The organism is Streptomyces sp. NPDC047061 (assembly GCF_040643955.1).
Classification (GTDB): domain Bacteria; phylum Actinomycetota; class Actinomycetes; order Streptomycetales; family Streptomycetaceae; genus Streptomyces.
Genome location: NZ_JBEYVI010000045.1, coordinates 38,655 through 49,173, shown reverse-complemented (window position 1 = coordinate 49,173; position 10,519 = coordinate 38,655). Strand labels below are relative to the sequence as shown.

Genomic DNA, 10,519 nt, shown 5'->3' with positions numbered 1-10,519 from the left:
GTTCAGTGCGCGGCCCGCTCCTCCATGCGCCGACGCAGGCTGAGCGGACGCATGTCGGTCCACACCTCGTCGATGTGCGCCAGGCATGCGGCGCGCGGTCCCGTGGTGCCCTCGGCGCGCCAGCCGGCCGGCAGTTCCCGGTCGGCCCACCAGATGGAGTACTGCTCCTCGTCGTTGATCACGACGTGGTAGGTCTGGTCGTCGTCCCGCTCATCGGCCATCGGAGATCCTCACGTGAGAGACGGAGATGCCGCATTTCTCGAATGCGCTGCGATCAACGTCCAGAGCCTCATCGCGGACCCGATACTTCGGCTATAGCGGAGCTATGCAAACGCTCCGGCCCGGGAGCCGGCTGTTGCCGTCTCCCGGGCCGGAGCGCTTGGTTCACCCCCGGTCAGGGGTGAGGTGGGGCGGTACGCCCCGTCTGCAACGGGGGATTGGTCAGACGGGACGTACCGGTTCGGGGGTCTGCGCCTCGGCAGGTGCCGCCGCGGCGCCTTCGCGGCTGCCGTTCCTGCCGGGCCGGGGCGACCAGGCGCGGTCGCCGAGCAGGGCCATGGCGGCGGGCAGGAGCACGCCGCGCACGACGGTGGCGTCGATGAGGATGGCGGCCGCCATGCCGACGCCCATCATCTTGTACTCGATGGCGGAGAGGCTGACGAACACCGAGAACACACCGATCATGATCACGGCCGCGCTGCTCACCACACCCGCGCTGCTGCTGATTCCGCCGATGACCGCGGCACGCGAGTCGGCGCCGCCCGCCCAGCGCTCCTTGATCCGGCTGAGGATGAAGATGTGGTAGTCCATGCTCAGCCCGAAGAGGATGACGAACATGAACAGGGGCAGCCAGGCGACCACGCCTCCGTAGGAGGTGAAGCCGAGCAGCGACCCCAGATGTCCGCTCTGGAACACCCAGGTGAGGACGCCGTAGGCCGCGCCGATCGAGAGCAGGTTGAGCACGATCGACACCAGCGGGATCGCCCAGGAGCGGAAGGCCACCACCATCAGGACGAAGGCCAGGGCGAGAATGAAGACGAAGATCACCGGGGCCCGGCTGTTGAGCTGGTGGGCGAAGTCGTACGGCGTCGCCGTCTTGCCGCCGACCGCGTAGTCGATGCCCTGCACCTTGCCGAGGGTGGCGGGCAGCACCGTGTTCCTCAGTTTCTCCAGGGACGCGTTGGAGGTGTCGTCGGTGCCCTTGCCGACGAGCGGTACGCGCACCACCACCACGTCGCCGACGGAGACCCAGGTGATCGGCTCGGCGATGCCGCTGCCGGCCGTGGCGGCCTCCTGGTGCAGGGCGTCGATGGCCGTTCGCAGGGCGGGGGTGTCGGCGCTCGAGCCGTCGTCGGCGGCGATCGCCACCCGGGCCGGGCTCGCGGCACCCGGGAACGCGTCGTTCATGCGTACCGCGGCGTCCACCTGGGCGACGCTGCGCGGCAGGCTGTCGGTCGTGGCTGGGTCCTGGAGCCGCATCCCGAACGCGGGCAGTGCCACGAGCAGCAGGACCAGGGCGGCGACGCCGCCTGTCAGCGCGGGGCGCCGCACCACGGTGCGGGCCACCGAGGACCAGACGCGCGACTCGCGCGCCACGGTCCTGCGCCGGCCGAGCCAGGGGATGCGGGCCCTGTCGATCCGGTGCCCCAGGGCGGCGAGCGTCGCGGGCAGCACGGTGACGGAGCCGAGCACCGTCATGCCCACGACGATCACGGTGCCGGCGGTCAGGCCCTTGAAGACATCGAGTCCGGAGAACAGCAGGCCGAGCACGCACACCATCACGGTGAGGCCGGAGACCACCACGGCGCGGCCCGAGGTGCGGGCCGTGATCGCGAGCGCGTCCCGGGTGTCACGTCCCGCCAGCCGTTCCTCCCGCTCCCTGCGCAGGTAGAACAGCGAGTAGTCGATGCCGACCGCCATGCCGATGAGCAGCACGATGGAGGAGGCGGCGCTGTTGACCGGCACGAAGTGCCCGACGGTCTGCAGCAGTCCGAAGGTGCCGATCACCGCGGTCGCGGAGAGCAGCAGGGGAATGCCGGCGGCGATCAGCGAGCCGAAGACGACGAGCAGGATCACCAGGGTGAGGGGCAGCGAGGTGACCTCGGACTTCTTGAAGTCGTCCTTGATGGCGTCGTCGACCACGGCGTTCAGGCTGCGGTCGCCGGCCGGCACGATCCGCAGGTCCGGGTTGGCGTCCTGCACTTCCTTCAGCAGGCCGACGACCTTGACGTAGTACTCCTTCTGCTTCTCCAGCGGTCCGCCGAGTTCGAAGGTCACCAGGCCCGACCGGCCGTCGTCGGACAGCCATCGCCCGCCGTCGGCGCCGAGCGGCGAGCCGATGTCCCGCACCCCCGCGTCCGCGCTGCGCAGCTTGGACACCAAGTCCTTTGCAGCGCTCTGCAGTTGGCTGCTCTCGGTGAACTTGGGACCGTCGGCCTCGCGTGACTGGAACAGCACGTTCTCGCGGATCGAGTCACCGCTGTCCTCGGTGCGCACGATCTGCTGGGCCCGGCCCGCCTCACCGGGATCGGTGGACCGGGCGTCGGAGCCGCCGATCAGCGCGCTGGAGAGGATGGCGACGATCACCAGCGCGAGCCAGCCCGCGATGGCGAGGCCCTTGTGCCGGACCGACCATCCGGCGACGGACTCCACGACCCCACGAGCGGGTCCCACCGGCTCCAGGACCCGCGGTGCGTCCGGCCTCTCTTCTTCTGCGGGCAGCCCGCGGTCTGACTTGCCTTTGCGCAGCATGAGCTGCTCTCCTTAAGCGTGGAGGAGCGTATCCAGGGAAAACTCGCCGAGCGGCGAGGGACATGCCTTCCGAACACTGGGTCGTCGAGTTGCAGCTCGACGGCCCAGTCATGCGTCTACTCGACCTCTTTGAGGATCCGCTCCAACGACGCCATGCGGCCGTCGATGTCCGCCAGCCGGCGTTCCGTCTCCTGCTGGGCCGCGAGCGACTGCTCGGCCAGCTTGCGGTACTCCTCCTCGCGGGCCAGCACGGCCTTCGCGCGCCAGTTCGCGCCGAACTGCCAGATGATCACCGTGAGGACCACGGTGATCAGCAGGAAGACGCCGATGACGCCGAACACTTCCTGCCAGTCGGTACCGGTCTGATAGTCGGTGGCCTTCATCAGACAGTCCCCTCCCCGTCCCCACGGGTCGTGTCGACACCGGTCAGCTCCGGCACCACGGCCGCGATCGCCTCCGGTGTCAGGTGCACCGAGAACCGCGTCACCTCGTAGAACTTCATCGCTTTCCCATCAGGTGAGATCTCCAGCTGCGCCGACACCAGTCCCGCGGCCTCCAGCTTCTTCAGATGGACCTGGAGAAGCGCACGGCTGATCCCCATGTCCCGAGCCAACTGGCTCACGTACTTCCGCCCGCCGGCCAGCATCGCCACCACCCGCAGACGGTGCGGGTTGGCCAGCGTCGCCAGCGTGAGCACCAGCTCGTCTCCGCTCGGGAGCGGCGCTTTCATAGCAACATCCAGCACATGCAAAGAAAGATTAGCAGGTACCAATCCGAGTTGTCACATGCCATACAGAGATTGGGCGTGCCTGGCCACCACGGGCCGGACCCATCGCGGGGTGCTCCTTGTTCTCAGGACGGGCCGACGGGCTCCGATACTCGCGGCGCCGCCTATACCCGCCTCATATCCGGCCGCCGTATAGCGCCGGTATAGCCCTCCCTCCAACCCTGGACCGGTCCCGCCACCGAACCGAGGAGCCGCCCGTGTCCGCACCCGATCCGGTGACCGGCCTTCTGATCGCCGTCCCCACAGTGATCGTCGCCTGTCTGGCCGGGGCCGCCCTGGCCCGCCGGATCGGTCAGCCACCGGTGGTCGGCGAGATCTCCGCCGGCATCCTGCTCGGCCCGTCCCTGCTCGGCATGGTGTGGCCCGCGGGACAGACCTGGTTGATACCGCCGGCCTCGGTCCCGTACGTGGGGGCGCTCGGTCAACTGGGGCTGCTGGTCTTCATGTTCCTCATCGGCCTGGAACTGGATCCGGGGCTGCTGCGCGGTCTGGGCCGTACGGCGCTCGTCGTGAGCCAGGCCGGCATCGTCCTGCCGCTGCTCCTCGGGACGGCCCTCGCGACCGGCATGTACGGGTACCTGGCTCCGGACGGCGTCGGACAACTGCCGTTCGTGCTGTTCATCGCCGTGGCGCTGAGCATCACCGCGTTCCCCGTGCTGGCCCGCATTCTCACCGACCGCGGGATGTACCACACCTCGCTCGCCGCACTGGCGATGGCCTCCGCAGCTGTCAACGACGCCCTGGCCTGGTGCCTGCTCGCGATCGTCGTCACCGTCTCGCACAGCGGCTCCGCCCTCGACCCGGTCCGGACCGTGGCGGAATCAGCCTTGTTCGTCGCGGCCATGCTGTACCTGGTCCGGCCCGCCCTCGCACGCTGGACGCCGGGTGCGGGGCGGCCGGCGAAGAACGATGCGGGCCGACCCGTCCCGGACGCGCCGGGCGCCGGGCGGGACGGGCTGGTCCTCCTCGCCCTGTTCACCGGCATCTGCCTGTCCTCCTTCACCACCGACCGCATCGGGCTGCACGCGCTGTTCGGCGCGTTCCTCTTCGGCCTGGTGGTGCCCCGTCGGTCTCTCGTGATCGAGCGTGTCGCCACGCGGCTGCGCACGGTCGTCGTCCCGTTGCTGCTGCCGCTCTTCTTCGCCACCACCGGCCTGAGCACGGACATCGGCATGCTCGACAACGACCCGGCCCTGTGGCTCTGGGCCGTGGCCGTCCTCGCCGTCGCCGTCCTGGGAAAGTGGGGCGGCAGCACCCTGGCGGCCCGCGCCTGCGGGCAGAGCTGGCGGGATGCGCTGTCGCTGGGCGCGCTGATGGACTGCCGCGGCCTGACCGAGCTCGTGATTCTGAACATCGGCCTCCAACTGGGCGTGATCGGCCGGGACTTGTTCACCGTGCTGGTCCTGATGGCCCTGGTCACCACGGCACTCACCACACCGGCCCTGAATCGGCTGCGTGGGCGCGACGACGCGCCCGGCTTCGTTCCCGAACCGGAGCTCCTGCAGGACGTGGCCGCCCACGGCGACCGGGCATGAGCCCTATCCGTCCGTCTTGTCCCCCGCCGCGTCGTCGCCCTGCACTGCCAGGCGGATGATGTCGGCGTTCAGATAGAGGCCGAAAGGCACCAGTTCCCAGTACTTCAGCGGGGTCCCGTCCTCGCCCAGCTCCAGAGCGCCCACCACCAGACCCGCCTTCTCCAGCCGTTCCAGGTGCATGTACAGCAGCGGCCGGGACATGCCCAGACGGCGGGCCAGCTCGCTGACATACACCCGGCCGTCGGCAAGCTCGGCCATCACCCTCAGACGCTGCGGATGACCCAGGGCAGCCAGTAACGCCAGAAGCTCCTCGCTGCCCATGGCTCACCCCTGTCTGGCCGAAACATGAGGAGACTTGCCTACGATCTTTGCGGTTGTCAAATGATCAGGAGGAAGGTCCCACGGGCCGCCCAGAACCTCACGCCGAACTCGGCGTGCGGAGCGTTCTCACAAAAGGGGAGCCTGTGAGGGGGAATTCGGACTCCCCTCACAGGCTCCCTCTAGTGCATGTTCGCGCTGCGCCCCGGTGGCTCAGGAACCCGGCGCCAGCGTCGCGGCGAACGTCGGTGTGGCGAAGAGCTGGACGTACGAACCCGCGGCCCACAGGGTGCCGTCGGGGGCGCCGGAGAGTTCGTACACGTTCGTGACGTAGTAGCCGGTGGTCTCGGGCACGCGGGTCACCTGTTCCCAGGCGCTCCCCGTCCAGCGCAGAATTCCCGAGTGGCTGCTGCCGCTGTCCAGCCCGAGTCCGGCGTACAGCTTCCCGCCGGCCCAGGTCAGTTCACGGATCGCGTACGCACCCGACACCGACACGTCGGCCCCGCCGGTCCAGGCGGAGCCGTTCCAGCGCAGCACCTTCGTCCCCGCCGCGGCCCAGACCTCGCCGGAGGGGCCGGCCGTGATCTCCTCGATCCCGACGGTGCCGGTCGGAACGGCCACTTCCGTCCACGACGTGCCGTCGTAGTGGGTGACGTACCCGCGGCAGTTGCTCCCGCCCACGGCCGTGCACGTTTCACCGGCGGCCCAGATGTCGGTCGCCGACTTCACGTACACGGAGGTGAGTTCGGTCTGACTGCCGGCGGTCGGGGTGATCTTGGTGACCTGCCAGCTGCTTCCGGTCCAGTGGCCGATCGTGCCCGGGAGCGAGGAGGCGGACGACGAGCGGGTGGTTCCGACCGCCCAGACGTCGCTGGTGGAGACGGCCTTGATGTCCAGGAACCGCACCGTCGTGTCGGTGGGCGAACGCTGCTCCCAGGCGGTGCCGTTCCAGTGGTTGCCGACGGTCGCCGCGGACGCGGTCTGGCCGACCACCCAGAAGTCGTTGGCCGAGGTGGCCGTCCAGACGTCGTCGTCGCTCGTCTCCACGGTCTGGCTGGCGAAGGCCGGCAGCAACGTCCAGGTCGTGCCGTTGCGCTGCCAGTACCGGGCGACCTCGCCGCTGCCGGAGTCGCCGCCGGAATAGAAGCCGCTGCGGGCGAACACGGTGTCGCCACCGTTCGCGAGGAAGGCGTCGAACCAGCGGCTGCTGTCCGGGTCGGGAACCGCCGTCCAGGTGTCGGCCGCCGCTGCGGGACCCGCCGCGAGGCCGATGACCGCGCCGATCGCCGCCACGGCGACGGACACCCCGCGGAGCCGGGCGCGGATGCCCCTCGCATGACCGGACTGTCGTGTGAACACTGTTGTCCTCCCTGAGAAACCGAAGGACGACGCGAAGGTGTTGCCTGGCGCCGCGCCGTCTCGGGCGAGTGTCGGGACAACCGCTACGTCCGAGCTATACACACTGATCAGCGGTGTTCACGCCGGTCGGCCGCCGACGCGAAAGGCATGGCCGAGCCCGCGGCCCCGTGCGCTCGCTCGTGACCCCCTGCGTTCGCCCCTGATCGCCGGTCACCCTGCTCCTCAGCCCGCCGTCAGCCCGCCGTCAGCCACGCGCGCGTGCCGAACGAGGCGCACGCGCGGGAGGCCACCTCCGCGGCCCGGGCCAGGGCATCCGCGAAGGCCGGCCCGTCGACGCGGTCGGGTCCGCTCAGGTGGTGGGCGAGGGCTCCGTGCAGGACGTCACCCGCGCCCAGCGTGTCCACCACGCGGGTCTCGGGAACGCCGACGAGGCCACCGCCGCCGGGGCCCGCCCACCGGATCGGCGCCCCGCCACCGGTGACCGCCGCCCAGGTCACCCCGTGGTCCCGGAGGAACTCCAGGGTCTCGGCGGGCGTGCCGGTACCGGGCGGGTGGAAGTCCGCCGAGCACACGGCGATGTCGGTCGACGCCAGCAGCCTCTCGGTGCCGTCCTTCCAGCTGCCCGCGTCGAGCAGGGTGCGGCGGCCGGCCGAACGGGCGGCGTGCGCGACCTCGACGGCCAGGTCCATGTGATGCCCGTCGAACTCGGCGACGTCGCACGACACCACCAGCTCCTCCAGGCCGGCCGGGGCCCGCAGCCGGTGCCCGGTCGCGTTGGTCGAGGCGACCGCGCGCTCTCCGGTCGACGCGGTCACGAGGATCGAGGACACCGCGGGCGGGTCCACGCGCCCGGCGGCCAGGTCCGTGACGTGCACGCCGAGCGCGTCGAGGTCCGCCCGGACGCCCAGGGCCAGCGGATGCGAGCCGAGGCCCGTGAGCAGCCGGGGCAGGCCGCCCAGCCGGCCGAAGGCCACCGCCGCGCCCGTGGCCGGACCGCCCGCGGCGGCCACCTGGTCACGGGCCGTCAGCTTCTCGTCCGGCCCCGGTACATGGTCCACCAGCTGGATGACGTCCAGGGTGCACAGCCCCACGAACAGGCCCGCGGGCCGCCGCCCCGCCACCGGACCCGTCGCCACCAGCGCCTCCTCCGGCCTCGGCATGCGCCCAGCGTACGTGCGGCCTCCCGAGTCCGAGGAGTCCCGAGCGTCCTGGGCGGGTTCCGGAGGCCGATGTTCCCCCAGGGGCTACCGATCAGTAACCGTCTGCTTCTACGCTGCCGCCAACTCACCACGAACCCAAGGGAGTTGGGACATGCGCGTACTGAGACGGCTGGCGGCGGTCGTGGGTGCCGGGGCCCTGTTCGTGATGGCGGGCTCCGCCGCGCACGCGGACACCGGCCTGAACGCGGCGAAGTTCTCCGAGACCACCGCCATCGGCACGCACAACGCGTACGAGAAGGACAAGTACACCTACTGGGCGCAGGCCCTGGACTCCGGGGCCTCGCTGCTGGAGCTGGACGTCTACGTCGACAGCATCAGCAAGCGGTGGCGGGTCAGCCACAGCAACCCCTGGGGCGACAACAACAACTGCGAATACGCCAACACGCCCGGCCAGTTGTACAGCCAGGCCACCAGCCAGGACCTCGGGAGCTGCCTGGACAACATGGCGGCCTGGGAGCAGCTGCACCCGGACCACGCGCCCATCGTCGTCAAGGTCGAGATGAAGGTCGGGTTCAACCAGACCATCGGCCTCGGCCCGACCGCGTTCGACACGCTCGTCTCGCAGAAGCTGGGCAGCAGCGTGTACAAGCCGGCCGACCTGCTCGGCTCCTCGTACTCGACGCTCGACGCCGCCGCGAAGGCCAACGCCTGGCCCACCCGCGACCAGCTCAAGGGCAAGTTCATCTTCGAGGTGATCCCGGGCACGGTGGAGCAGGCCAACCCGTTCGACCACTACTGGACGGACCAGGAGTACGGCGACCACCTGCGGGACCTGTACGCGGCCGGGAACATCTCCCAGGCCCAGGCCTTCCCCGCCGTACTGGGCGCCGCGAGCGGGGATCCCCGGACCAGCAGGTACGACGCCTCGATCCAGCCCTGGTTCGTGTTCTTCGACGGGGACGCGGCGACGTACGTGAACAACGGCTACGACACGTCGTTCTACTCCGCGAACCACTACATCCTGATCATGACGGACGCCTACAACGTCTCACCGGCGATCTCCTCGACCGCTCCGACCGACGCCGAGGTCTCGGCCCGGCTGGCGCTGCTCGCCGCCGACCACGCCAGCATCATCACCTCGGACTGGTCGACGAAGTCGGCGGCCGTGCTCAACGGGGTGGCGGCCCGCAGCTGACAATTCACGCGCCCACGCGGATCCCTCTCGGCGCGGCGGGGAATAGGACATACGCAGTTGCAACTCGTGTCACCCCACTGGCACCCAGGAGTCCCCCCATGCTGCACGGAATCGACGTGAGCGCGTACCAGACCTCCGGTTACGACACGGACGGCCTCTCCTTCGTCTTCATCAAGGCGACGGAGGGGCGTTCGTACGTCAACCCCAAGCTCGCCGCCCAGACCAAGACCGGACGCGACGCCGGACTGGTCGTCGGCTTCTACCACTTCCTCTGGCCCGGCAACCTCACCGCCCAGGCCGAGTACTTCGTCCAGCACGCCCCCGAGAAGGCGGGCGAGATCCTCGCCGTCGACTGGGAGACCACCGGCGACGGCACGCACGCGAGCAACGCCGAGAAGGACTCCTTCATCCGCAGGGTGAAGGCACTCCGGCCGAACCATCAGGTGATCCTCTACACGAACCGCAACTTCTGGCTCACCGTCGACACGACCTCGTACGCCGGCGACGGCCTCTGGATCGCCGACTACGTCAGCGCCGGTCACCCGCGCATCCAGGCCGACTGGCTCTTCCACCAGTACACCAGCGACCCGCACGACAAGGACGTCGCCGACTTCGCCGACAAGGCCGCCCTCAAGGCCTGGGCGTCGAAGGAGGACTGACCCTCCGTCCCTCCCCCGACGCCCCCTGCGGGTGCCGTCAGCCCCGGAAGCCCTCCGGGCGCTCCGGGGACGCCTCCGCCAGGGCCTTCCGTACGCCCTCGACGTCCGCACGCAGGCCGTACACCGGGGTGCCCGGCTGCTGGCGCCAGGAGTCGTCGATGCCGCCGTTGTCGACGGTGTCGAAGCCGAGTTCGTCGATCAGGGCGCGGACGGCCCGCTTGGCCGCCTCGTCGTCGCCGGAGACCGGGAGGGCCTGGCGGTCCGGGTCCCCGGCGGGGAGGTGGCGGTCCAGGATGTCCTGGGCGAAGGTGCCGTTGAAGGCCTTGATCACGGCGTGGCCGATCTGCCGCTCGGTCCAGCGGCTCTCGGTGATGCCCTCGTCCTCGATGCCGGCGATCCGGCCGTCCCGCTCGCGGGGGTAGTAGTTGTTGGTGTCGATCACGGCGACGTTGTCCGCGGCGCCGTCCAGGAGGCCGGACGGCAGGCTCGGGACCGCCTTCACCGGGACCGTGACCACCACGACCTCGGCGCCCCGCGCGGCCTCCTCGGCCCGTACCGCCGTCGCTCCCGTCTCCTCGGCCAGCGCGGCGAGCGTCTCGGGGCCCCGCGAGTTCGCCACGGACACGTCGTGGCCGAGGGCGGTGAGCCGCCGGGTGAGGTTGCCGCCGATGTTGCCCGCCCCGATGATGCCGATCTTCATGACACGCCTTTCGAGAGTCCATGCACTTGCATGCATACGCTGCTGTGCGGCGACA

The 10,519-nt window shown here is 70.1% G+C and carries 11 protein-coding genes; 3 read left to right on the top strand and 8 right to left on the bottom strand.

Going from position 1 to position 10,519, the window contains the following annotated elements; genetic code table 11:
- Positions 1 to 2: 2 nt before the first annotated feature.
- From ABZ887_RS42050 to ABZ887_RS42035, 4 genes are all read right to left on the bottom strand, one after another.
- Positions 3 to 221 (bottom strand): MbtH family NRPS accessory protein, encoded by a 219-nt coding sequence (locus ABZ887_RS42050; RefSeq protein ID WP_361302526.1) that lies wholly within the window; start codon positions 219 to 221, stop codon positions 3 to 5.
- A gap of 220 nt (positions 222 to 441) precedes the next feature.
- Entirely contained in the window at positions 442 to 2,751 is a 2,310-nt protein-coding gene (locus tag ABZ887_RS42045; protein WP_361302523.1) for an MMPL family transporter, read from the bottom strand.
- A gap of 116 nt (positions 2,752 to 2,867) precedes the next feature.
- Positions 2,868 to 3,134 carry a hypothetical protein gene (locus ABZ887_RS42040; protein ID WP_361302520.1) on the bottom strand — a complete coding sequence of 89 codons (267 nt, stop codon included), beginning with the start codon at positions 3,132 to 3,134 and terminating at the stop codon, positions 2,868 to 2,870.
- Positions 3,134 to 3,481, bottom strand: coding sequence for an ArsR family transcriptional regulator (locus ABZ887_RS42035; RefSeq protein WP_361302517.1), 348 nt, complete (start codon positions 3,479 to 3,481; stop codon positions 3,134 to 3,136). Before ABZ887_RS42035 ends, ABZ887_RS42040 begins: the two co-directional genes overlap by 1 nt.
- A 254-nt stretch (positions 3,482 to 3,735) precedes the next feature.
- Here ABZ887_RS42035 and ABZ887_RS42030 point away from each other — a divergent pair, with 254 nt between their 5' ends.
- A complete protein-coding gene (locus ABZ887_RS42030; RefSeq protein ID WP_361302514.1) occupies positions 3,736 to 5,073 on the top strand; it encodes a cation:proton antiporter in 1,338 nt (445 codons plus the stop codon).
- 3 nt (positions 5,074 to 5,076) lie between these two features.
- Here the strand turns inward: ABZ887_RS42030 and ABZ887_RS42025 are convergent, their stop codons facing one another.
- The 3 genes from ABZ887_RS42025 to ABZ887_RS42015 all read right to left on the bottom strand — a co-directional run bounded on the left by ABZ887_RS42025 (position 5,077) and on the right by ABZ887_RS42015 (position 7,910).
- Positions 5,077 to 5,394 (bottom strand): winged helix-turn-helix domain-containing protein, encoded by a 318-nt coding sequence (locus ABZ887_RS42025; protein ID WP_361302511.1) that lies wholly within the window; start codon positions 5,392 to 5,394, stop codon positions 5,077 to 5,079.
- Positions 5,395 to 5,604: 210 nt separating this feature from the next.
- Positions 5,605 to 6,750, bottom strand: coding sequence for a hypothetical protein (locus ABZ887_RS42020; RefSeq protein WP_361302508.1), 1,146 nt, complete (start codon positions 6,748 to 6,750; stop codon positions 5,605 to 5,607).
- 233 nt (positions 6,751 to 6,983) lie between these two features.
- The gene (locus ABZ887_RS42015) at positions 6,984 to 7,910 is read right to left on the bottom strand and encodes a PfkB family carbohydrate kinase (protein WP_361302505.1); all 927 of its coding nucleotides are present in this window, start codon (positions 7,908 to 7,910) and stop codon (positions 6,984 to 6,986) included.
- Positions 7,911 to 8,061: 151 nt separating this feature from the next.
- Between ABZ887_RS42015 and ABZ887_RS42010 the strand changes: the two genes are divergently transcribed.
- Both ABZ887_RS42010 and ABZ887_RS42005 read left to right on the top strand, forming a co-directional pair.
- On the top strand, positions 8,062 to 9,105 hold the full coding sequence (locus ABZ887_RS42010; protein WP_361302502.1) for a phosphatidylinositol-specific phospholipase C domain-containing protein: 1,044 nt from the start codon (positions 8,062 to 8,064) through the stop codon (positions 9,103 to 9,105).
- A 98-nt stretch (positions 9,106 to 9,203) separates the two neighbouring features.
- A complete protein-coding gene (locus ABZ887_RS42005; RefSeq protein WP_361302499.1) occupies positions 9,204 to 9,764 on the top strand; it encodes a glycoside hydrolase family 25 protein in 561 nt (186 codons plus the stop codon).
- A 37-nt stretch (positions 9,765 to 9,801) separates the two neighbouring features.
- Here the strand turns inward: ABZ887_RS42005 and ABZ887_RS42000 are convergent, their stop codons facing one another.
- Positions 9,802 to 10,500 carry an NAD(P)-binding domain-containing protein gene (locus ABZ887_RS42000; protein ID WP_361302496.1) on the bottom strand — a complete coding sequence of 233 codons (699 nt, stop codon included), beginning with the start codon at positions 10,498 to 10,500 and terminating at the stop codon, positions 9,802 to 9,804.
- Positions 10,501 to 10,519 lie beyond the last annotated feature (19 nt).

Excerpts from the sequence above, each read along its gene's own strand:
- ABZ887_RS42050 (WP_361302526.1), bottom strand. The coding sequence starts at position 221 with ATGGCCGATGAGCGGGACGACGACCAGACCTACCACGTCGTGATCAAC.
- ABZ887_RS42045 (WP_361302523.1), bottom strand. The coding sequence starts at position 2,751 with ATGCTGCGCAAAGGCAAGTCAGACCGCGGGCTGCCCGCAGAAGAAGAG.
- ABZ887_RS42040 (WP_361302520.1), bottom strand. The coding sequence starts at position 3,134 with ATGAAGGCCACCGACTATCAGACCGGTACCGACTGGCAGGAAGTGTTC.
- ABZ887_RS42035 (WP_361302517.1), bottom strand. The coding sequence starts at position 3,481 with ATGAAAGCGCCGCTCCCGAGCGGAGACGAGCTGGTGCTCACGCTGGCG.
- ABZ887_RS42025 (WP_361302511.1), bottom strand. The coding sequence starts at position 5,394 with ATGGGCAGCGAGGAGCTTCTGGCGTTACTGGCTGCCCTGGGTCATCCG.
- ABZ887_RS42015 (WP_361302505.1), bottom strand. The coding sequence starts at position 7,910 with ATGCCGAGGCCGGAGGAGGCGCTGGTGGCGACGGGTCCGGTGGCGGGG.
- ABZ887_RS42010 (WP_361302502.1), top strand. The coding sequence starts at position 8,062 with ATGCGCGTACTGAGACGGCTGGCGGCGGTCGTGGGTGCCGGGGCCCTG.
- ABZ887_RS42005 (WP_361302499.1), top strand. The coding sequence starts at position 9,204 with ATGCTGCACGGAATCGACGTGAGCGCGTACCAGACCTCCGGTTACGAC.
- ABZ887_RS42000 (WP_361302496.1), bottom strand. The coding sequence starts at position 10,500 with ATGCATGCAAGTGCATGGACTCTCGAAAGGCGTGTCATGAAGATCGGC.